Annotated in this window: 18 protein-coding genes; 11 read left to right on the forward strand and 7 right to left on the reverse strand. The window is 58.8% G+C overall.

Annotated elements, in window-relative coordinates; genetic code table 11:
• The first annotated feature begins 40 nt into the window (after nucleotides 1-40).
• From ACZ1GS_RS01890 to ACZ1GS_RS01905, 4 genes are all read left to right on the forward strand, one after another.
• A complete protein-coding gene (locus ACZ1GS_RS01890; protein ID WP_472696803.1) occupies nucleotides 41-706 on the forward strand; it encodes a TetR/AcrR family transcriptional regulator in 666 nt (221 codons plus the stop codon).
• Nucleotides 707-839: 133 nt separating this feature from the next.
• Entirely contained in the window at nucleotides 840-1916 is a 1077-nt protein-coding gene (locus ACZ1GS_RS01895) for a Gfo/Idh/MocA family protein (protein WP_472696804.1), read from the forward strand.
• 3 nt (nucleotides 1917-1919) lie between these two features.
• The gene (locus ACZ1GS_RS01900; RefSeq protein ID WP_472696805.1) at nucleotides 1920-2873 is read left to right on the forward strand and encodes an aldo/keto reductase; all 954 of its coding nucleotides are present in this window, start codon (nucleotides 1920-1922) and stop codon (nucleotides 2871-2873) included.
• The gene (locus ACZ1GS_RS01905) at nucleotides 2833-3819 is read left to right on the forward strand and encodes a TauD/TfdA family dioxygenase (RefSeq protein WP_472696806.1); all 987 of its coding nucleotides are present in this window, start codon (nucleotides 2833-2835) and stop codon (nucleotides 3817-3819) included. Before ACZ1GS_RS01900 ends, ACZ1GS_RS01905 begins: the two co-directional genes overlap by 41 nt.
• Nucleotides 3820-3825: 6 nt before the next feature.
• Here ACZ1GS_RS01905 and ACZ1GS_RS01910 read toward each other — a convergent pair whose 3' ends face one another.
• The 3 genes from ACZ1GS_RS01910 to ACZ1GS_RS01920 form a co-directional block, all read right to left on the reverse strand.
• Nucleotides 3826-5550: a solute:sodium symporter family transporter gene (locus ACZ1GS_RS01910; protein ID WP_472696807.1), complete on the reverse strand. Its 1725-nt coding sequence runs from the start codon at nucleotides 5548-5550 to the stop codon at nucleotides 3826-3828.
• Nucleotides 5551-5579: 29 nt separating this feature from the next.
• On the reverse strand, nucleotides 5580-6920 hold the full coding sequence (locus ACZ1GS_RS01915; RefSeq protein WP_472696808.1) for an alpha/beta hydrolase family protein: 1341 nt from the start codon (nucleotides 6918-6920) through the stop codon (nucleotides 5580-5582).
• A 107-nt stretch (nucleotides 6921-7027) separates the two neighbouring features.
• Nucleotides 7028-9538, reverse strand: a complete 2511-nt coding sequence (locus ACZ1GS_RS01920) for a TonB-dependent receptor (RefSeq protein ID WP_472696809.1) — start codon at nucleotides 9536-9538, stop codon at nucleotides 7028-7030.
• A gap of 133 nt (nucleotides 9539-9671) precedes the next feature.
• On the opposite strand from ACZ1GS_RS01920, the gene ACZ1GS_RS01925 reads away from it, so the two are divergent.
• On the forward strand, nucleotides 9672-10511 hold the full coding sequence (locus ACZ1GS_RS01925) for a glutathione S-transferase family protein (protein ID WP_472696810.1): 840 nt from the start codon (nucleotides 9672-9674) through the stop codon (nucleotides 10509-10511).
• A gap of 28 nt (nucleotides 10512-10539) precedes the next feature.
• Here the strand turns inward: ACZ1GS_RS01925 and ACZ1GS_RS01930 are convergent, their stop codons facing one another.
• Complete coding sequence (locus ACZ1GS_RS01930; protein WP_472696811.1) at nucleotides 10540-11457, reverse strand: Gfo/Idh/MocA family protein; 918 nt, start codon at nucleotides 11455-11457, stop codon at nucleotides 10540-10542.
• A 186-nt stretch (nucleotides 11458-11643) separates the two neighbouring features.
• Between ACZ1GS_RS01930 and ACZ1GS_RS01935 the strand changes: the two genes are divergently transcribed.
• Genes ACZ1GS_RS01935 through ACZ1GS_RS01950 form a run of 4 tightly spaced genes read left to right on the forward strand, consistent with a single transcriptional unit; the run spans nucleotide 11644 to nucleotide 15928 of the window.
• The gene (locus tag ACZ1GS_RS01935) at nucleotides 11644-13371 is read left to right on the forward strand and encodes an IlvD/Edd family dehydratase (RefSeq protein WP_472696812.1); all 1728 of its coding nucleotides are present in this window, start codon (nucleotides 11644-11646) and stop codon (nucleotides 13369-13371) included.
• Between the two features lie 3 nt (nucleotides 13372-13374).
• Nucleotides 13375-14301, forward strand: a complete 927-nt coding sequence (locus tag ACZ1GS_RS01940) for a 2-dehydro-3-deoxygalactonokinase (RefSeq protein ID WP_472696813.1) — start codon at nucleotides 13375-13377, stop codon at nucleotides 14299-14301.
• Nucleotides 14298-15176: an SMP-30/gluconolactonase/LRE family protein gene (locus ACZ1GS_RS01945; protein WP_472696814.1), complete on the forward strand. Its 879-nt coding sequence runs from the start codon at nucleotides 14298-14300 to the stop codon at nucleotides 15174-15176. Before ACZ1GS_RS01940 ends, ACZ1GS_RS01945 begins: the two co-directional genes overlap by 4 nt.
• Nucleotides 15177-15211: 35 nt before the next feature.
• A complete protein-coding gene (locus tag ACZ1GS_RS01950; protein WP_472696815.1) occupies nucleotides 15212-15928 on the forward strand; it encodes a FadR/GntR family transcriptional regulator in 717 nt (238 codons plus the stop codon).
• Between the two features lie 6 nt (nucleotides 15929-15934).
• On the opposite strand, the gene ACZ1GS_RS01955 is transcribed toward ACZ1GS_RS01950, so the two are convergent.
• Nucleotides 15935-16579 (reverse strand): 2-dehydro-3-deoxy-6-phosphogalactonate aldolase, encoded by a 645-nt coding sequence (locus tag ACZ1GS_RS01955; RefSeq protein ID WP_472696816.1) that lies wholly within the window; start codon nucleotides 16577-16579, stop codon nucleotides 15935-15937.
• The gene (locus ACZ1GS_RS01960) at nucleotides 16576-18126 is read right to left on the reverse strand and encodes a sodium:solute symporter family transporter (RefSeq protein ID WP_472696817.1); all 1551 of its coding nucleotides are present in this window, start codon (nucleotides 18124-18126) and stop codon (nucleotides 16576-16578) included. Before ACZ1GS_RS01960 ends, ACZ1GS_RS01955 begins: the two co-directional genes overlap by 4 nt.
• Nucleotides 18127-18272: 146 nt before the next feature.
• On the opposite strand from ACZ1GS_RS01960, the gene ACZ1GS_RS01965 reads away from it, so the two are divergent.
• The gene (locus ACZ1GS_RS01965) at nucleotides 18273-20438 is read left to right on the forward strand and encodes an alpha-galactosidase (protein ID WP_472696818.1); all 2166 of its coding nucleotides are present in this window, start codon (nucleotides 18273-18275) and stop codon (nucleotides 20436-20438) included.
• Nucleotides 20439-20526: 88 nt separating this feature from the next.
• On the opposite strand, the gene ACZ1GS_RS01970 is transcribed toward ACZ1GS_RS01965, so the two are convergent.
• Entirely contained in the window at nucleotides 20527-21651 is a 1125-nt protein-coding gene (locus tag ACZ1GS_RS01970; RefSeq protein WP_472696819.1) for a hypothetical protein, read from the reverse strand.
• A 258-nt stretch (nucleotides 21652-21909) separates the two neighbouring features.
• Between ACZ1GS_RS01970 and ACZ1GS_RS01975 the strand changes: the two genes are divergently transcribed.
• Complete coding sequence (locus tag ACZ1GS_RS01975; RefSeq protein ID WP_472696820.1) at nucleotides 21910-22218, forward strand: MmcQ/YjbR family DNA-binding protein; 309 nt, start codon at nucleotides 21910-21912, stop codon at nucleotides 22216-22218.
• The last annotated feature ends 52 nt before the right edge of the window (nucleotides 22219-22270 follow it).

The raw sequence follows: 22270 nt of genomic DNA on the forward strand, positions 1-22270 counted from the left end.
CATGGTTCAACAGATCGCTCCGATATGCTAGAAAACTGATATGAATGAACAGCTTCCCGTCAAACGCCGCCGCTTCAATCCCGAGAAGCGCAAGTCGCTGATCCTCGACCATACGGCTGAAATGGTGGCGCGTGACGGCGTGGCCGCGCTGACCATGGAACGGATTGGCAAGGAGGCGGGAATCAGCAAGTCGCTGGTCTATACCTATTTCGACAATCTGACGGAATTGCTCCGCGCCCTGTTGAAGCGCGAATTGAAACGGCTGCGCAAATTGCAGGCGCAAGAGGCGAATGAAGCCGAAACTTTCGAGGCCTTGGTGCGCGGGGTCACCCACCAATATCTCAAATATATCGAAGAACGCGGCCTGATTATCGAGCGCCTGCAATCGGAACCGAGCGTGTCGGGCGGGCATGATCCGACCGATTACAGCCGGAATGACGCGGTGGATTATGTCGCCGACATTGTCGCAACCAATTTCGATCTGCCGGACGATCTGGCCCGCGCGGCAACCGATATTTCCTTTGGCATTCCGGCCACTGCAGGCGCCTATTTCCTGCACAGCGACATGAGCCGCGAAGAGATCGAGAATATCACCGTGACGATGATCCTCGGAACGCTCAACGCGCTGAAAAATGACTACAGCATGCGGCATCAGAAGCTGCGGCGGAAACCGGGTACCCAGAAATTTCCGGGCAGTTCCGACTGACTTTCCCGTTGCGGATCAAACAGCGATTTTTGTGATCTACAAAGCGCTTTCCTAATCGGGGGTGGGGCATGTAGAGGCAGCGATGAAAATCCGCTGGCAACAGCGGCTGGATATAACGGGCAGGAGCGATAGAGTGAAACGCTACGCGATTATCGGCGCCGGCATGATGGGCCGGGAGCATATCAGCAATCTGGCCCTTGTTGACGGCGCGGAACTGGTTGCTCTGTGTGATCCCCATCGGCCATCGCTGGACCAGTCCGGCGCTCATGCGCAGAACCATGGGTTCGCGCCATCCGTTTATCCGACCATCGCCGAAATGTTTGCCGGCACCCAGCTAGATGCAGTGATCATCGCTGCGCCCAATCACACCCATTTTGCGATCATGCAGGAGGTCATGCAGCATCCTGTCGCCATTCTGCTTGAAAAACCCATGTGCACGACCATTGCCGATGCGGAAGCTTTGCACAGCATGGCGCAAAGCTATGACGGGCTGATCTGGATTGGCATGGAATATCGCTACATGCCGCCGGTTTCGCGCTTTATCGAACGGGTGCATAGCGGGATTACCGGCGATGTGAAAATGCTGTCCATCCGCGAGCATCGCTTTCCTTTCCTGCCCAAGATTGGGGACTGGAATCGGTTCAGCGCCAATACCGGGGGCACATTGGTCGAGAAATGCTGCCATTTCTTTGACCTGATGCGCCACATCCTGCGTGACGAGCCGGTGCGTATCTTTGCCTCGGGTGGTCAGGACGTGAACCATCTCGACGAGCGCTATGACGGCCGGCAACCGGATATTCTCGACAATGCGCTGGTTGTCGTCGACTTCAGCACGGGCACCCGCGCGCTGCTCGATCTGTGCATGTTTGCCGAGGGGTCGCAAGAGCAGGAACAAATCCATGCGCTCGGCGCCATTGGCAAGCTGGAAGTGGGCATCCCTTCAGCCGAACTGACCTGGTCTCCGCGCGACAAAAGCGGCGCAGTGGTCGAAAAGATCGACACCCCCGAACAGGCCTTGCAAGCGGGCGACCATCATGGTGCGACTTTTTACCAGCTGTCCCGCTTTCACGCGGCCATGAGCGAAGGCGGGACGGCGGACGTCGGGCCTCTGGATGGCCTGCGGGCGGTCCAGATGGGCGCAGCGGCGCATCAATCAATTGATACCGGATTGCCAGTGACCCTGGATTTCGGTGTGATGACAAAAGGATAGACTATGGAACGCATGCCTGACATCGGATTTGGTCTCTGGAAAGTGAGCCGTTCGGATTGTGCCGATATCGTCGTCGAAGCGATCAAGGCGGGCTATCGGCATTTTGATTGCGCGGCCGACTACGGCAATGAAGCGGAGGTCGGTGCCGGCCTGCGGCGGGCGATCGTCGACGGTCTGGTCACGCGAGAAGACCTCTGGATCACCTCCAAGCTATGGAACACGTTTCACGCGCCCGAGCATGTCGAACCAGCCTGCCGCCGGTCACTGGATGATCTCGGGCTCGACTATCTCGATCTTTATCTGATCCATTTCCCGATCGCGCTGGAATATGTCGATTTCGCGACCCGCTATCCGCCCGAATGGCTGGTGGATCCCGATGCGGATCAACCGGAAATGCGCCGCGCCGCCGTTCCGCTTCATGCCACCTGGGGGGCAATGGAAGGCCTTGTCGATGCCGGATTGGTGCGGCAGATCGGGGTCTGCAATTATAACAGCGCGCTGATCCATGATCTCATGGCCTATTGCCGGATTGCACCGGCGATGCTCCAGATCGAGGCGCATCCCTATTTGACGCAGGAAAAACTGATTCGGCTGGCGCGGGACTATGGCTTGAAAGTGACCGCTTTCTCGCCGCTCGCTTCCAAATCCTATGTCGAAATCGCCATGGCCGAGGAATCGGACAGCGTGCTGACCGAGCCTGCGGTGACACAAGCCGCGGAGGCGCTCGGCAAGACACCCGCCCAGGTGGTCCTGCGCTGGGCCGTGCAGCGGGGCACTGCGGTGATTCCCAAAAGCAGCAATCCCGAGCATATGCGGGAAAACTTGGCGCTCCAGGATTTCTCGCTGAGCGGCGATCAGATGGCTGATATCTCCGCGCTTAACGCCGACCGCCGGTTCAATGACCCGGGCGTGTTCTGTGAACAAGCCTTTGGCCTTTTCAACCCGATATATGATTGATCCGCAGATGATGACACAACAGACTTGGAATGACATTGCCTTCCCCGCGATTGTCGAAGCTGCAAAATCAGAAACGCTGGCGGACTATCTCGCAGCCAATCAGGCCGCAGTGAATGCGGCGCTGGCGGAAACCGGTGCGGTCTTGTTCCGCGGGTTCAAGGTGGCGACCGTTGCGGCCTTTGATTCTGCGGTTTGTGCTTATGGCGAACCGAATTTCCCTTATGCCGAATCCCTGTCCAACGCCGTGCGCATCAATCTGACGCCGCGGGTCTTCACCGCCAATGAAGCGCCGCCCGAGACCAGCATTTTCCTGCATCACGAAATGGCACAGACGCCGATTTTTCCGTCCAAGTTGTTTTTCTACTGCAATATTGCAGCAAAAACCGGCGGTGCGACGCCGCTCTGCCGGTCGGATATATTGCTCGACCAGCTATCCGCCCAATATCCCGACCTGGTCTCTGAATTTGCGGCGAAAGGCGTCCGCTACACCCATGTCATGCCAGCCGAAGACGACGCGCAATCGGGGCAGGGGCGCAGCTGGCGGAGCACCTTGGGCGTGACCGATGTCGTGGAGGCCAAGCAACGGCTCGAGGATCTCAAATATGAATGGCAGTGGATGGACGACGGCGCCTTGCGCGTCACCTCGCCGCGGCTCCATGCGATCAGGGATCTGCCGGATGGCAAACGGTCCTTCTTCAACCAGCTGATTGCCGCCTATCGCGGCTGGGCGGACAAGCGCAATGACCCGTCCAAATCGATCTGCTTTGGCGACGGATCGGAAATTGCCGCCGAGAAAATGCAGGCGGCGATCGCGCTGGCGGATGACCTGAGTTTCGATCTCGAATGGCAATCGGGCGATGTCGCGCTGGTCGACAATTACCGCGTCATGCATGGCCGCCGGCCGTTTACGGGCACCCGCAAGGTCCTCGCTTCGCTGATCCGCTAGCGGTTCTTATTGCACCGCTGCGGGGGCGGGCTCCGGCTGGCGGCGGGCGGCCCAGACCCAATAAATGATATTGGCCATCACGATCGCCAGGATCAGCGATCCGAACAGCGCTCCTGGTCCTTCTGCCGATGCCAGGCCAACCGACGAGAACAGCAGATAAAGCCCGACAACGCAGGAAAACAGCGTCACCGCCAACGGTCTGGCAAAGCGCCATGGGGTCAGATCAACCTTGGCATTGGGCGTGAACTGCCAGGCGGAATCGCGCGGCCGGACATAGCCGACCACCAGCATGATCGCGACTTCGATGGCAAACAGCAGCGCATATTGATGCAGGAAATGGATCGTTACCACATCATCGAGCACGAAGCGCAGCAAGCCGTAAGCAACGACATGAAAGCCGATCACCAGCTTCGCTCCCAGCGCGGGCACACGCCGCGTGAACAGGCCCATGATGACAATGACCACTGTCGGGATATTGTAGAAACCGGTGAATATGCGGATGATCTGCCAGAGGCCCTGTTCCGCAAAATAGAGCAGCGGCGCGACCCCGAACGAGAACAGGGCGATGACGACACTGGCAATCTTGGCGACCCGAATGACCTCCTGGTCGCTGGCCTTGCCCTTGCGCCAGGGGCGATAGACATCAAGACAGAACAAGGTGGCGGCGCTGTTCAACAGCGAGTTGAAGGAACTGAAGACCGCGCCCAGCAGGACCGCAAGAAAGAAGCCGGCGAGATATACCGGCATCACATCGCGGATCAGGCGGGGATAGGCCTGGTCGATCGATGCCAGGCCGGGGCCATAGAGATGATAGGCAATAACCCCCGGGATCATCATCAGAAACGGCACCAGCACCTTGAAGAAACCGGAGAACAGCACACCTTTTTGCCCCTCGGCGAGCGACGCGGCGCCGAGTGTCCGCTGGATGATATATTGGTTGGTGCACCAGTAGAACAGATTGGCGAACAGCATGCCGGTGAAGAGCGTGCCGAACGGCGTCGGATCCGACGGGGTGCCAATCGCGTTGAGCTTGTCCGGATGGTCATTGACCAATTTGGCCAGGCCCTCTCCAAATTGTCCGTCACCCAGAGCGATCAGACCCAGAACCGGCACCAATATGCCGATAATCAACAACCCGATACCATTGATCGTATCGGACACGGCGACCGCCTTCAATCCGCCGAAAATCGCATAGAGCGCGCCGACCAGCCCGATCGCGATAACGGTGGTGACCAGCGCCTCGAAATAATCCAGACCGAGCAGATCGGGGACATTGAACAGCTGCATCACCGCGATCGAGCCGGAATAGAGCACCGACGGTATGGTCACCAGCCCGTAGCCGAGCATGAACAGCACCACCGACATCCGCCGGACATCGGCATCAAACCGGTCGTTGAGAAATTCCGGCAAGGTGGTGAACGCGCCGGCCAGATAGCGCGGCAGGAAAATCAGCGCCATCGCGATGGTTGCCACCGCGGCGGTGACCTCCCAGGCCATGCTGCTGAGATTATAGCCATAGGCGGAGCCATTGAGGCCGATAAGCTGCTCGGCGGACAGGTTGGTCAGCAGCAGCGACCCGGCGATGAAAACGCTGCTGAGTCCGCGCCCGGCAAGAAAATAGCCATCCGGATCATCGACGCCGCCGCGAGTCTTGCGCCACGAAATCCACGCCACCAGCCCCATGAAGAACAGGCAGCTGGCGATGGTGAGGATCAGATTATCCGCAGCCAAATCTCGCTCCCGCCGTTCTGATCATCGCCTCATGGCTGTTTATCAAGCTTCCGCATTTCGAGGCCGACAGCCCAGCGCCGCTGAAAACCCCGCCAATGCTTGTCCTGCTCAGGGCCTGCCAATTTTCCATTTAACTGCTCCCCAAAACCAACCGGCCATTCGCTGGCGTTGGAATCCGCCGTGGGCACGTTCAAATAGCTGACTTTCTCCGTATCATCTTTCAGCGTGCTGTCGAGAAAGGCGGTCACGAAATGCTGATTAATGGCATTTAGCCGGTCGCTCCGCCACACCGGTTCCTTGAAAAATTCCAGCGCGGCAAAGCCGGTGTCCTGGTCGACGGTGAAATCATTCCCGACGATATTATGCCGGGCTTCGCGGAAGACCAGCATGTGGCGGTCCGCGCTGGTCATGTTTTCAAACAGCCATGATACGCCTTCGTCAAAATTGACGACATCATCCTGATTGCCGGCAATGACGAGGACCGGCTGGGTGATGCTGGCGAGGCTTTCGGCGGCCCACGCCCGGCTATCGGGTTGCCCGCCCCATGGGGCGATGGCAACCAGCGCCTTGATCGGCAGATCCTGCTTGGCGGCCTCCTGCATCGCACTTTTGGCGCTATCCGGGACATTGGCCATCGGATCATTGGCATAGTCATAAGCCGCGCCGGCCGAGGCAATCGCGCCATAGCCGCCCATGGAATAGCCGATCAGCCCGATCGCGTCGGGGTTGATCTGCGCCGCATAGCCGGTGGACCGGGTCTGGCTGTCCTCCAAAATCTGCGTCAGGATCTGGCGCTGGTCCAGTGTCCGGTCGACCAGCACATTGCCAAAGGACAGCAGGAAGGAGGTGACTCCTTCAATCGGCATGTCGGCATGATCGATCGAAGCGACAACATAGCCATGCGAGGCGATATGCTCGGCCAGATGGCTGAACTGGGTATTCCATCCGCGATAGCCATGGGACATCAGCACAAGCGGGAATTTCTGGTCAGCAATGGCCGGCGCATCCGGTACCGCAATCCCGTCGCTGGCGATGGTCAGGCTGTCTTCACCATCGCGTTGTATGATATGCTCATAGCGCGCGGTCTTGGCGCTTTTTTGGGGTGTTGCCGGATACCAGAACCGCACCGAAAGCGTGCGTTCGGTCTCGGAAAGATTGCCCGACAGCGCGCCCCAGGCGGTGATCCTTGTCCGTCCCGAAAGCGCATATTGTTCGACGCTGGTTCCGATCGCATAACTGCCGGTACGGCCGAGTTCCGGCGCTTCGCCCGTCTGTCCGGCATGGATCGTGGGAGACACGACATAGGCGGTGGTGCCCGCACCCACGACAAGCACTCCGAATGCCGCCAAAACCATGGTTGTTTTTTTCATCGGATCAGCCTTTCTGAACAGGATGTCTGCCGCACCATAAAAAGAGGCGAGCGGTGTGCACCGCTCGCCCCAACGATCCAACGAGAGAGAAGGATCAAATGCAAGAGTTAGAACTTATATTTGACCGACGCGCCATAAGTTCTCGGTTGGTTGCGATATCCGGACAACGATCCGCCCTGGGCAACGCTCGGGAAGATGGTCGACGTGTAGACATCATTGGTCAGATTGCGACCCCAGGCGGTGACCGAAAAGCCATTGTCCATGGCAAAGCTGATCGACGCGTTGAGCGTTTCGACAGCGCGGCGGAATTCCGGCAAGCCCTCGGCAATTTGCGTGTTGCTTTCCATCAGGAAGTCGGTGTGGAAAATCAGGCTGTTGTCACCGATTGGTGCGGTATAAGTACCGCCCACACTCAGCGAATATTTCGGAATTCCTGCTGGCCGGCGTCCGGTCAGATCGGTTGGCACGGTCGAAAAGGCGGGTGACAGCGCGGTACCGCCCGGGAAGCTGTCATAGTTCGCATCAAGATAGGTCAAGGCACCGGTGAAGGTCAGGTTCGGAATCGGGGAAACCGAAGCATCAAATTCAAAACCGCGAACCGACTGTTTCTCCGCATTGCCGAGGACAAAGCCCGTCCCGGTGAAGATATTGCCCTGGAAGTTTTTCAGCGACTGTTCGAACAGCGCCAGGTTGAACGCCAAGCCCGGGAAATTGGCTTTCAGGCCAATTTCATAGACTTCGGATTCTTCCGGTTCCGCAAAGCGCGAGCCGACACCGACATTGTTTGGCAGATCAGCGCCAAAAGCGGTTCTGATCGGCGATGCTGCTGGTGGTGGCACCTGAAATGGCGAGCCGGGTGTAAATAGCTCGGGTGGCGGCAAACTGTCGTTGGACAGGTTGACCGATGACGCCTTGAAGCCCGTTGCATAGGTTGCATAGACGTTGAAATTATCGTTGATTTCATAGGCCAGACGCAAGGTATAGGAGAAATCCGAATCTTTCGTCCGTCCGTCTTCAACCGCGTTCGGGAACGGTAGGAAGGGCGGAATGAACTGGAGCCCGCGCAGGCCGAGAAACGGGTTGAAATCGGGATCCGCTGCAACCGTGGCCGGAACACCGGCATTCACACCGGCTTGTACCAGATCGATGCTCGAGAAGACATCGGTCGAGACGTTGTTGTGCGTAACCAGCTTGCGGTCTTTGGTATAGTTGCCGCCGACGGTGAACACGAGGCCGTAAAGCGGTTCAAAATCCACCTGACCGAACAGCGAGAACGCATCATTGTCATAGGTGAAGTTGGTGAAGCGGCCCTGGCCTTCGGCACCAAAAGTGCCCGCCGGAATGCCGGGGACCAGCGCACGCAATGTGGGCTCGAGCGCGCTATATTGGCCGCCGCTGAGCAGATCCGCATAGCCTTTGAAATCGGCACCGAAAAGCAGCGAACCGCTGGTTTCAATATCTTCCTTGAAATAATAGGCGCCGACAAGGAAATTGATGGGCCCGTCAAAGTCCGATGCGACCCGCAATTCCGCCGTATAGGTGTCCAGTGCCGCCTGGGTGTCGTTCACGCCGATCAGGTCTGCGCTGGTAAAATCCGAATCCTGATTGGTGTCGGACCGGATGCCGCGATAGGCCGTGATTGCGGTGATGTTGAACGGACCCGTGCTATAGTCGGTCTGGAGCGAGACGCCGTAATTTTCGATTTCGTTGGTGGATGGAAAGTTGAGGAAACTGGTCCGCGAAAACGGGTTGTTGGAATCGATTTGTCCTCCCAGAAAACGGACCGCATTGCCGGTTGGGCCGTCGACGATATTGACCACCGAACAGCAATCTTCGTCAATCTTGTCATAATCGGCAATGAAGCGGAAGCTGAGATCATCGCTTGGTTCGAACAGCAATTGCCCGCGCACGCCATAGCGGTTGCGTTCGTTGGCATCGCGGCCCAGCGCGAGATCTTCGACATAGCCGTCGCGCCGGTTATAGTTGCCGGCCAGGCTGAACGCGACATTGTCGCTGATCGGGCCGGTAATGTCGGCCTTGGCAACAATCGCGTTGAAATTGCCGTAAGACAGTTCGGCGCTGCCACCAAATTCAAATTGCGGCTTGCGCGTTACGATGGAGATAATGCCTGCGGATGCGTTTTTGCCGAACAGCGTGGATTGTGGTCCGCGCAGAACCTCGACCCGTTGCAGGTTTGGAAGATCGCCGATCTGGGCGGCGGACCGCGAACGGTAGACGCCGTCGATAAAGACGCCGACCGATGGTTCGATGCCAGCATTATTGGCGCCGTTGCCGAAGCCACGAATGATGAAATTGGTATTGGCCGAGCTTTGCAGCTGGTTGACGCGCAACGACGGGACCAGGGTTTGCAGATCGAGCAAATCGCGGACCTGGGCTTCTTCAATCTGTTTGGCGCTGGTCACCGAAACCGCGATCGGTGTTTCCTGCAGGGTTGTTTCGCGTTTCGACGCGGTCACGATGATGACATTGTCATCGGCAATCTCGTCTGCGCCATCTCCGGCATTTTGTGCAATCGCTGCAGCTGGATTGGCGAGCGCCAGAGCCCCGGCGCCGCATAACAGGCGACGCGTGAATAGTGTCTTTTTGTCGGTCATCATGTTCTCTCTCCCAAAAGTATGATTATTGTTGATGGCGTCTGCCCTATCATTATTGACGAACTTTGCAATATCGTATCTCCGGTTGTTTACGGTTCTGGGATTGGTGTGGTAGATGTGCATCGGGAGAGATTTTATGATCAACAATATTATCGTGAGCCTTGCGGCTGTCAGCTTCGCCACTTTTGGCTTTTCGGGGACCGCAAGCGCGTCGGATTATACCACCAGTTCTGCGGTTATCGCCGCCAGTTCCCAAGATGCCGGAACGGAGGATGCCATGCCGAAAATAACCATCTATCATCTTGAAGGCCGACGGTCGGAACGGATTATCTGGCTGATGGAAGAACTCGAGCTGCCCTATGAACTGAAATTTGTTCGCGGCGACCTGCGGGCCTCGATGATGCAAATTCATGCATTGGGCCATGGCATGCCGATGGCGCCGACAGTTGTTTACGGTGACGACATCATTGTTGAATCCGGAGCGATTATCGACACGATCCTGAGTCGGCACGCGCCAGGCAAGCTGGTGCCCGCGCTCGACAGTCGGGCCTATCCGCATCATATCAAATGGATGCATTATGCCGAAGGATCGCTCGCGGCGCGTCTGTTCAGCGACTATCGCGCATGGCGGGTCAACCCGCCAACCCAGCGTTCAATGCTGGTCGATAGCGAGAATGTCGTGCAATATGCCGAAGATTATCTGAAGGACAATCCGTGGTTTGGCGGCCCGGAGTTTTCGTCGGCGGATATCATGATGAACTGGCCGCTCAACGTAGCGTTCAAACTGAACCTGGTTGATTCGGAGCAATTTCCGAATATCCAGGCGTGGCAAAAGCGGATTGAAGCCCGCCCGGCCTATATCCGGATGCGAGCGATTGCGACGCCGGATGGCATGATCGGTGCCCTGCCGCCCGTTCAGCATCCCCCGTCGGACAAACGCGCAACGACTCTCCCCTCGGCCCAACCCAAGGATTAAGGTGGAGCGGCCATGCCGTTAGTCGTCCTCAGGGCATAAACGCCTCGGTTGAATGGCGAACGCCGATTTCGAACGCCGCTTCGGTGAGCGCCAGCGGCGCGGTGTCGATATGGCTAGTGCGCGTCCGGATAAGGTCCACGAAACGGGTGTAGATTGCGCGATACTCGCGCGATGGCTCGGCAACCAGGCACGCGTCATCGACCCACAGCGCGCTACCACCCCTGTCCAGGCGGAGCTGTTCCCGTTCGGTTTCGACGGTGATTGTCCAGCATTCCGCCCCGGTTTCGCGCCAGTCGAAATGGGCAGACAGCCGGTCGCCAAATCCGATCTGCGCCGCAATCGGCGATTGGTGGTTGGCAGCGATGATCAATTCTGCATCCTGCACGACCAGCGACCGGGGCATGATCTTGGTGGCGATCGACAGTCCATTTATGCCGGGATCGAACACGCCGAAGCTGCCTTTCTCCCAGATCCAGTCCTGACCGGGGTGCCATTTGCGGACATCTTCGCGCCAGTCGATCCGCATGGCGACCACATTTTGCCCAGCCAGTCGCTCGGCGGCGGCGGCGACGGCGGCATTATATTGCGCGTGCCAGGTGGTGAACACTATCTGCCCGGTATTGGCGACATAGTCCGCCAGCGCCTGCACCTCTTCGACATCGGTGCCTGGCGGCTTTTCGAGCAGGATGTCCCAGCCGTGATCGGCCGCCGCTCTGGCGTAATCGCTGCGGCCTTCCGGCGGTGTGCACAGCGCGACGGCGTCGACCGCCAGGCCACTTTGCGCCAGCGCGTCGATATCAGGAAAGGCGGGAATGCCAGACGGTGCATCGCCGCGACGGCTGACGGTTGCAACCAGGTCCAGGCCATCGGTTTCGGCTATCGAAGGGGCATGTTGGTCGCGGGCAATTTTTCCGTATCCGACAATGGCAATCTTGACTGGCGACACATGAACGCTCCTGCATTATCGGCATAGGGGGAAAGTCCGCATATCCCTATCCTGCTTTTTGGTTTACGAACATCTGATTATCTTTTGCAATAATCTTATTGATATGATTTATCGAACCCATGATAGGCCCATTCTATGGCCAGAGGGTGTTAGGCCGGTTTCGGACAGCGCGGTGGAGAAGATGCAGTGACCAAAGGAAAGACGCGCCGCAGCGCTGCTGTATATGGCAAACGGGATCGCGATGGTTTTATTCACCGCAGCTGGATGAAGAGCCAGGGACTGCCGGATGACAGTTTTGACGGCCGGCCGATTATCGGTCTGTGCAACACCTGGTCGGAACTGACGCCGTGCAACGCCCATTTGCGGATATTGGCGGAACATGTCAAACGCGGTGTCTGGCAGGCGGGCGGGGTTCCGCTGGAATTTCCGGTATCCTCGCTCGGCGAGACGCAGATCCGACCCACCGCAATGCTGTTCCGCAACCTGCTGGCGATGGATGTCGAGGAAGCCGTGCGCGGCTATGCCATGGATGGCGTGGTGTTGCTCGGCGGCTGTGACAAGACCACGCCGGGCCAGCTGATGGGCGCGGCTTCGGTGGACCTGCCGACGATTGTGGTGTCCTCGGGACCGATGCTCAGCGGCAAGTTTCGCGGGCAGACGATCGGATCGGGCACCGATGTCTGGCGCCTGAGCGAAGCGGCCCGCGCTGGCGAGATCAGCGAGGAGGAATTTTACAGCGCCGAAGCGGCCATGTCGCGCAGCGCGGGCGTGTGCAACACCATGGGGACAGCCTCCACGATCGGCTCGCTATGCGAAGCCATGGGCGTTGCCTTGCCCGGCAATGCCTCGATGCCAGCGGTCGATGCGCGGCGGCGGACGATGGCGCATATGGCGGGCCGGACGATTGTCGATCTGGTCGAGCAGGACAAGCCGCTGTCGACATTCCTCACCCGCGCAGCGTTTGAAAATGCGATCCTTGTGCACACGGCGGTCGGCGGATCGACCAACGCCGTGGTACATTTGCTCGCGCTGGCTGGGCGCTGCGGGATAGAGTTGCAGCTGTCTGACTTTGACAAATTGTCACGGGATATTCCGCTGCTCGCCAACCTGCTGCCCTCGGGTGCTCATCTGATGGAAGATTTCGACTATGCCGGCGGGATGCCAGCGATCATGAAGCGGATTGAAAAATGGTTGCGGCCCGATGCTTTGAGCGTTTCCGGCCAAACCATTGGCGAAATCGCTGCCGGCGGCGAATGCTATCAGGATGATGTCATCCGGACGCTGGATAATCCGGTCCGCGCTTCGTCCGGAACCTGGGTGCTGGGCGGCAATCTGGCACCCGGCGGTGCGATCATCAAACCCAATGCGGCGACGCCGGAATTGCTGACCCACGAAGGGCCGGCGGTGGTGTTTGAATCGATTGAGGATTTCAAGGCGCGCATCGATGATCCCGCTCTCGATGTGACCGCATCCTCAATCCTTGTGCTCAAACAGTGCGGGCCGAAAGGCTATCCCGGCATGCCCGAGGTTGGCAATATGCCATTGCCCAAGAAACTGCTCGAAGCCGGTGTGCGCGACATGGTGCGGATATCGGACGCGCGGATGAGCGGCACGGCCTATGGCACGGTGGTGCTGCATGTGTCTCCGGAATCGCATATGGGCGGACCGCTGGCGCTGGTGCAAAATGGCGATATCATCCGGCTGGATGGGCCCGGTCGCGCGCTCGACCTGCTGGTCGACGCCGATGAGCTTGCACGCCGCCAGGCCGCCTTGCCTGCACCGCCGACCCCGCCCAATGCGGATCGCGGCTATGCGCATCTGCATGTCCAGCACGTCATGCAGGCCGAACATGGCTGTGATCTCGATTTCCTGGTCGGGAAAAGCGGCTCGACCGTGACCCGGGAATCCCACTGAGCCATGGCGCAAGAAGCGGCTTTTGTCGGCGTCGACTGGGGCACGAGCAATGGCCGCTTTCTGCTGATAGATCAGCACGGCGCGCTTATGGAACAGCGATCCGGACCGGGAATCGCACAGATCGCCGTTGCCGAAGCGATCGAACAGACCTGCTTTGAGATTATTGGCGACTGGCTGACCACGCATCCTGACATTCCGGTGCTGATGGCGGGCATGGTCGGATCCAATATCGGCTGGCAGGCTGCTGGCTACGTTACCACACCGGCAGACATTGCGGGTCTGAGCGCCAATATCTGTCGGTTCCGGGCGCGGGATACCGATTTTCTCGTCGTTCCAGGCCTCTCTGCGGTCCGTCCTGATGGTCTGCCCGATGTTATGCGCGGCGAGGAAGTACAGATTTTTGGTGCCAGGACCGAGGATGGGCTGGTCTGTTTGCCAGGCACGCACAGCAAATGGGCACGCCTCGTCGGCGGCAAGGTTACTGGCTTTCACACGGCGCTGACCGGCGAGCTGCTCGACATAGTCGGGCGGCAGAGCATCTTGCTCGACCCGAAGCGACCGGTCCTGGCGCAGCCGGGACCGGCTTTTCGGGACGGTGTGACCGCGGCGCGGGCCAGCGCCGGGGGACTGGAATCGCTGCTGTTCACCGCCCGGAGTCGCCAGATCACTGGGACATTGGCCGCGGATGATGCCGATGGCTATCTGGCTGGCCTCGCGATTGGGTGCGAGATCCGGTCGGCGCTGCGGCTGATGGACGCCGGTTATAAATTGAACCAGGGCGTTGATCTGATCGGGTCGGAAAATCTGATCGCGCTCTATGCCGAAGCTTTGTCGGTGTTCGAAATTCCCTCGCGGCAGATTGAGGGGCATGCCGCCAGTCTTGCGGGCCTGGTCAAATTGTTCACAGCCGAAAGCGACACAGCCTCATGACTCAACCCGTCAGAATCGCCGAAGTGCAGAACCAACTGGGTGAGGGTGTGATCTGGGATCATCGGACACAGCTGTTGCAATGGACGGATATTGAATCGGCCTGTTTGTGGCAGTGGGACATTAGCGATCAGCCCCCGCAACGCTTTGACTTGCCGGAGCGGCTGGGCAGTTTCGCGCTGACCGCCGATCCGGATATCTATCTCGGCGCGTTCGAGTCCGGCTTTGCCAGATTTTCCGTCAAGCAGCCGCTGTTCGAACCACTTGCGCCGATTACCAGGCAATCCGATCATCTCCGGATGAATGATGGCCGCGTCGATCGCACCGGGCATTTCTGGGCCGGCTCAATGGCCGAGAAAGAGGGCAGTCCGCTGGGATCCTTGTGGCGCTATGCCGGACCGGAAGCGGTCACCGCACATATTGACGATGTACGCATTCCCAACAGCCTGTGCTGGAGCGGCGATGGCCGCATCATGTATTTTGCCGACTCCCCGCGCAACGCGATCTGGCGCTATGCCTTTGACAGCGAGGCTGGGCCAGTTGGTGCGCCCGAGATATTTGCCCGAACGCCGTCCGATGTGCATCCCGATGGCAGTTGCGTCGACGCCCGCGACCATGTGTGGAACGCGCAATGGGGCGGCGGCGAACTGGTCTGCTATCGCCCGGATGGCACGGTTGATCAGCGCCTGGCGCTGCCGGTCAGCCAACCCAGTTGCGTGACCTTTGCGGGCGCCGATCTGGATCTGCTCTGTGTGACCACCGCGCGGGTTGATCTGGACGCGGCCGCGCTTGCGCAAGAACCCCTGGCCGGCGCGCTGCTGGTCTATCGGTTGGATGTGACTGGACGGCCGGAAGAGATTTGCGTTAAGGGCCTGTAACGCAATCACGAAGCAATCCTGTGAAGGTATCCCTCTTGGCACGCACGGAAAATGGCAATTTGACAGAACAGGTCGTGCAGTCCCTGGGCCGTGCGATTGTGTCCGGTGCCTATGATACTGGCGCGATTTTTCAGATTGCCGACCTGTGCGAGCAATTTGGCGCCAGCCGGACCGTGATGCGCGAGGCGGTGAAAACGCTGACCGCCAAGGGGCTAGTGACCTCTCGGGCGAGCGTCGGCAGCATTGTCCAGGCCGAACGCATATGGAATCTCTCCGATCCCGATGTTCTCGACTGGTTTCTCCACGTCAAGGGTAACACCGTCCCGTTGATCCGCGAATTTATCGATTTCCGTATGGGCATTGAACCCAATGCCGCGGCACTGGCGGCGGAGCGCGGCGATCCGGAGACGATTGCCGGGATCTTCAAGGCGCTGGATCGGATGCGAGCGGCCGAGCAGGGCGAGGATAATGCGCTGGACGCCGATGTCGAATTCCACGTCGCAATCCTGCATGCCAGCGGGAACCGGTTCTTTATCAATATGCGGCATACGATCGATGTGGCGCTGCATATTTCGATCCGCGTGACCAACAAGACCAAGGGCGTGCGGCGCGCGAGCGTGGAAGATCATGCGGTGATTGCCGAAGCTATCCGCGCAGGGGATGTTGATCAGGCGCGCGAGGCGATGCGAGCCTTGTTGCAGGAAGCGCAGAAGCTGCTGACCGGACCGGTCAAGATTCCGAGCGACATATAAGGTGGTTCAGGTAGCGGCCTGAACCGCGCTCACCAATGCTGTCGCCCTGGCACCGACGTCTTCGGCGCTGCGACCAGCGCGATAAATGCCACCGCCGATACCGAAGCCGGTGGCACCCGCTTGCAGATAGCTGGCGACCGATTCCTCTGAAACGCCGCCGACGACGAGCAGCTTGGCGTTGGTCGGAATCACCGCCCGCATCGCCTTGACCGCGGCAGCAGGAACTAGTTCGCCAGGGAATAACTTGATCGCATGCGCCCCGTTTTCGAGCGCCGCAAAGGCTTCGGTTGGAGTCAGGCAACCGGGGGCCGAGATCATCCCGGCAGCAACGGTTGCCTGCACGACGTCCGGATTCATATTGGGCGATACAATGATCTGAGCTCCAGCCTCCCGACAGCGGATGGCATCCTCGGCGCGGAGTACGGTCCCCGCACCGACGATCGCGCGATCGTCAAAATGCGCTGCGAGACGGCGGATTGATTCCAGCGGATCCGGCGAATTGAGCGGGACTTCTATGACCCGGATCCCCGCGTCGAAAATCGCCTGTGCGACGCTGGTCACTTCATCCGGTTGCACGCCGCGCAAAATGGCGATGACCGGCATGGTGTCCAGTGCGCGGTCGAACCGCTCGGGCAGCGCATTGCCACTCATGCCGCCACGCTCGTCTGTTGGTCTTCCGCCCGACGCAAGGCGCGCCCGGCGGGACTGAAGATGAAAATGGCGCGGTTGCCAAACACCAGCCGGTTGACCGCAAGCGCCACCAGCACGGAGCTCGCCAGCACCAGCACCATGACGTCGATATAATGCAGCCAGGGCAAGCCCCAATGCTGATAATAGGTCAGGCCGTCAAAGGCGGCATTGGGCTTGTAGAGCACGAAATTGTGGAAGGCATAAGCGCAGAAACCCCAGATCAGTCCCGCCACCGCCGCCCGCGCATCGACATCCCGGAACAGAAGGCCCGCAATAAATGCCGACAGGATTGGCATCGACAGCAGGCCGTTCAATTCCTGCAACAGATTGATGATGCTCGTGGCGCTGGCAAAGACCGGTACCAGAACAATCGCGAGGACGGTCGCCGCGATCCCGACAATCCAGTTCAGGATTTTCGCATTGGCATTGGCATTGACGAATTTGCGGTGAATATCGACGGTATAGAGCGTGATCGTTGCGTTGAGCACAGCCGAATAGGTGGTCAGCACCGCAGCGGCGATCATCGCGGCAAACAGGCCGCTGGTCCAGGACGGCAGCACTTGCGCGACCAGCATGCCATAGGCCCGGTCATTGACATCGCCGAACAGTTTGAACGCGACCACACCGGGCACGACCACAATCACCGGAACGATAAGCACGCGGATCAGTGCGGCTGCCATCACCCCTTTCTGGGCTTCCTTGACGGTCGGGGCCGCCAGCGCTTTCTGGGTGATATTCTGGTTGGTGCTCCAGTAGAAAATCTGGATGAAAATCATGCCGGTGAACAGGGTGTGAAACGGTATGGGCGAGCTGTTTGATCCGATCATGCTGATCCGTTCGGCCGGAACATCCGTGACAATGTCAAAATCAACCGCTTTCAGCGCGAGATAGACGACGACCAGCGCAAGCCCCAATATGCCGACACCGCTATAGGTATCGAGCACCGCCACCGCGCGGAGGCCGCCCAATATCGCATAAGCCGCACCCACCGCGGCAAAGATTCCAGCAATTGCAACGACGGACAGGTCGACGCCAAACAGCGACTGCATGAACAGCGCGCCGCTATAGATGACGGCAGGCAGATAGATGACCGCATTGCCGATCAGGAACAGCGTCGAAATAACTGTCCGGATGCTGCCGCCCTTATAGCGTTTCTCGAGCAATTCCGTCACAGTGGTGCAATTGTTGCGATAATAGATGGGCACAAAGATAAAGGCGAGCATCAGCAGCCCGGCAAAGCCCGCCAGTTCCCACCAGGCCAGGAGCAGCATCTGATTGCCGTTCATCCCGACCAGCTGGTCGGTCGAGAGATTGGTCAGGGTGATGGCTCCGGCGATGAAAAACCAGTTGAGACCGCCGCCCGCGAGAAAAACTTCCTTGTCGCTGCCACTGCCCAGTCCGGCTTTGCGCCGGTCACTGCTGACCTTTTTCCACACGAGCCCGGCGATGAGGATCATCAATCCGAAGAAGACCAGCAGCTGGATGGACGAGCCTTGATCTGCAAACATAAGAACCTGTCCTCACCCGACCGTCGCCCGTTTGAATAATATGATTTATGGGCCTGTGGCTCCAATAACTACTTTCCTTTTCCGAAAGCACAAGTATCGAGATCCCGACAGGCGGGTGTTAAGGGCAGGACTGAAAGGGTGATGATATGGCCGATGACCGGGAAATTTATGGCGATCATATCCGTTTCGACGCCGGCGAGATGACCCTCATCCTGGCCTGCGCAATTGGCCAGCCGCCGCGCTTTGTCTATTGGGGCGCACGCTTGTCGGCCTCTGTGCAACCCGATGATGTTGCGCGGCTTGGTACCCGCCAGCACGCGCATGGCAACGAGAATATCCCGATTGCCGGATCGCTGGCGCTCGAGCCAGGACTCGGGCTGATGGGGCCAGGTGGGCTTTTGGCGCATCGGGACGGACAGGACTGGGCCAGCCGGTTTGTCGTCGACGCCGTCGAACGCCGGGACGATGGCGCAACCATCCGGACACAGGATCCGCGCACCGCCATGGCACTCGATTATGAGCTTTCCTGCGATCCGGAATCCGGTTTGATCCAGCTGGAGTCCCATGTCACTAATCGCGGGACAAAGCCGCTGTCGCTCGACCATATGGCAACCGCCTGCTTGCCGATTCCGGACAGGATGACCGACCTGATCGGTTTTACCGGCCGCTGGGCATTGGAATTTCAGCGCGAACGGCTGTCGCGCTTTGCCGGCACCTATTTGCGCGAGAATAAACGGGGCCGGACATCCCATGACAGTTTCCCGGCGATTCTGCTGTGCAGCGCCGATGCGCGTGAGCAAGCGGGCGAAGCTTATGGTCTCCATCTGGCGTGGAGCGGCAACCACCAGATTCGGGTCGACACGCTAAGTGATGGCCGGGTGTTTGCCAGTCTCGGCGCGCTGCTCCACCCGGGAGAGATCATCCTTGCGCCCGGAGAATCTTTCAGCAGCCCGCCGATCATCGCCGGTTACAGCCGCAACGGCCTGTCCGCGCTCAGCCGCCAGTTTCATCATCATGTCCGGCACAATCTGCTGCGTCCGGCGGTTCGCAACCGCCCGCGTCCGGTCCATTATAACAGCTGGGAAGCCGTCTATTTTGATCATGATCCCGATCGCCTGAAAGCCATGGCCGACAAGGCCGCCGCGATCGGCATCGAACGGTTCGTGCTCGACGACGGCTGGTTCGGATCCCGCCGCAACGACCGGGCAGGCCTTGGAGACTGGTTTGTATCCGATGCGGTTTATCCGGGCGGGCTTGGCCCGCTGGTCGATCATGTCACCGGTCTCGGTATGGAAATGGGCTTGTGGTTCGAGCCCGAGATGGTCAATCCGGACAGTGATCTCTATCGCCAGCATCCCGACTGGGTGCTGCAGATTCCCGGGGTCGACCAAATCCCGTTTCGGAACCAATATGTGCTCGATATTGCTCGTCCCGAAGTCGCCGATTATCTATTTGGGCAGATCGACGCGATCCTTCGGGATCACGCCATTGGCTATATCAAATGGGACATGAACCGCGACCTCAACCATCCCGGTGGCGATCGCGGGCAGGCCCGTGCGGATGCGCATGTGCGGGCGCTCTATGATCTGATCGGTCGCGTTCGCGCGGCCCATCCGGAGGTTGAAATTGAAAGCTGCGCTTCGGGTGGCGGCCGTGCCGATATGGGCATATTGGCGCATACCGACCGGGTCTGGACCTCGGACAGCAACGATGCGCTCGACCGTCAGGATATCCAGAAAGGCGCGAGCTATTTTCTGCCGCTCGACGTGCTCGGTGCCCATGTCGGGCCGCGGCAATGCCATATTACCGGCCGGACCTTGGCGATGGCGATGCGTGCCGGCACCGCCTTGATGGGGCATATGGGGGTGGAGTTGAACCTGCTCACCGAACCGCAAGCCGATCTCGAGATTCTGAAAGACGCGATCGCGACCTACAAGACCCATCGCGCTCTGCTGCACAGCGGCGACATGTATCGCCTTGATTCACCGGACTATCTGAACGCCGTCGGGATTGTTGCGGCGGACAAGAGCGAAGCGCTGTTCTCCTGTGCGGTGCTGACCGGCCATCGCGAGACGCTGCCCACCAGGCTGATCCTGGACGGCCTTGATCCGACCACGCCCTATCGCCTGCGTCTGCTGGCTCCGCAAAACTGGCAATCCGTAACCACACCGTCGGTCGTCGAGGCCCTGGATCTGACTGGTGAAGGCAAGAGGTTCACTGGTGAGGCGCTGATGACGATGGGCCTGCAATTGCCTTTGTCTTTGCCGGAGACCGTGCTGCTTTTCCATCTGGTCGCGGATGCAACCGAATAAGCGCTGACGGGGCCATGGGGCGGTCAGCGGCGATCGGACTTGCACGGTTCCGAATTCTGGGAGCCAGGCAAATCTGTCGATCTGCGTGTCAATTGTTCCTGATGTAATAACCGCGGCTGCCATCGGTCATGTTCAACCGGTCGCCCGAAACGGTCAGTCGAAGTTCCTCAAAAGGCGGCTTCACAAACACGCGATTGTCCAGCTTCACTTCGTACACCCGTGCGTTTCTATCGGCCGGGACATCAAATTCAGAGGAATAGTCTTTTCCGTCGTGACGCAATGTCAGCCGGATCGATTGCAACTGCCGAGCAAAGCCGGCGGGTACAAAGGCAAAACCAAGCTCATAGCTGTTTGCCTTTTCCGTGCTGCCGTCGGTGAACGAGAACAAGGCATCAATATCCAGACGGGCGTTCGGCCGTTCGCGGCGGTTCACCCATATTCCGACACCGCCGCTCCAGTTCACTTGGGCTCCGTTTTGATCGGCTGAATAATCCGGCGTGTAGTCAGACAGGAAAAGACACTGGGCGGGGAGTGAAGGCGGTTGATACTCACCGGTCTTGCCCACCGCTCGGCCACTTTCAGCCAGAAAGGCAACCGCACGGCGCCACTCCTGGCGCGCCGTGCGCGCAGCGATTTCCGGGCTGTCATCCGTGCTGGCCATGTCCCGATTAAAATAGGCGGCAATCGCCTTCTTGTAAGCTTCCCGCAATTCACGTTCGATTTTGACCGCTGCGTCATATTGCTCCGAAGGCGGCAGATCTTTCGGAAAGATCGCTTCACCGGAAGAGGAGTAATAGCCGCCTTCGGTGAGAAAGGCACAATTCCATTTCGCGCGATTTTTGAGCCGGATATGCGCCATTTCATAGGCAGCAGTTCTTTCTTCTCGGTCCCAGGCATAGCTGCTGCCCAGCGCAAATACCGGTGTACCGCTAGCAAACTGATGGCGGCCCAATATCACCTGGCCATCGACTTGCGTCCATTTGCCTTCGCTATACAGGTCCAGACTGCCAACAGCCATCACCCACTTATAGGTGCCATCTGCGTCCAGCAGAAGCCGCGAAGCGGTTTCCATGACACCGGTCAGGCGATAGGACCCTGCAATGTTCTCGGCCTTTGCGGGCGCTTCGATATCCTTGTTTTCCTGTGCAGCAGCGGTCGGGATGACGGTCAATGCGCAAACGGCGCCCATGAGATAGGTTGACAGTTTTTGCAAAGTCTAACTCCTGGAATTTTTGGGCCCCAAAGACGGAATTTGGCTGGTTCAGTCTGGGAGCGCTATAGACAGTTCCGATCCTAAAACACGGCTTTGTGACTTTCCAGCGAAATAGGATAATTTTGCGGTATACCAGGTGATCTCCAAGATTGGGCCGAAATTCTGATATGCTCTTTTCGCGGGCAAAGCGGATATTGGCTATCGGCAGACCTTTGCTCTATCCTCAGGCGGAGCAACCCATTTCAGGAGGAGCTGGCCATGGCAATATCAGGCGCGGTATTGCGGGAAATCGCCTTGTCGATCGACGGTGTGACCGAGAAACCCCATTTTGATCGCGCGGCGTTCAAGGCGAAACGCAATTTTGCAACATTGGCATCCGACCAGGCCACGGTAAACTTGCTGTTTCTCCCGGAGGAACAAGCAATGCGTTGTGAGATGCATCCCGGCTGTTTTGAACCGGTTCCCAACAAATGGGGGGAAAGGGGCTGGACCATCATGAATCTGGGCCGGGTGGATCGTGATATCGCCAAATCGGCTGTGCACGCGGCCTGGCTGAATGGGCAATAGCGGTCTGACGATCGCGCCCCCATCACGCTGTCAGAATACGCCGCTGTGCGCC

The sequence above is a fragment of the Parasphingorhabdus sp. W113 genome (assembly GCF_055693205.1).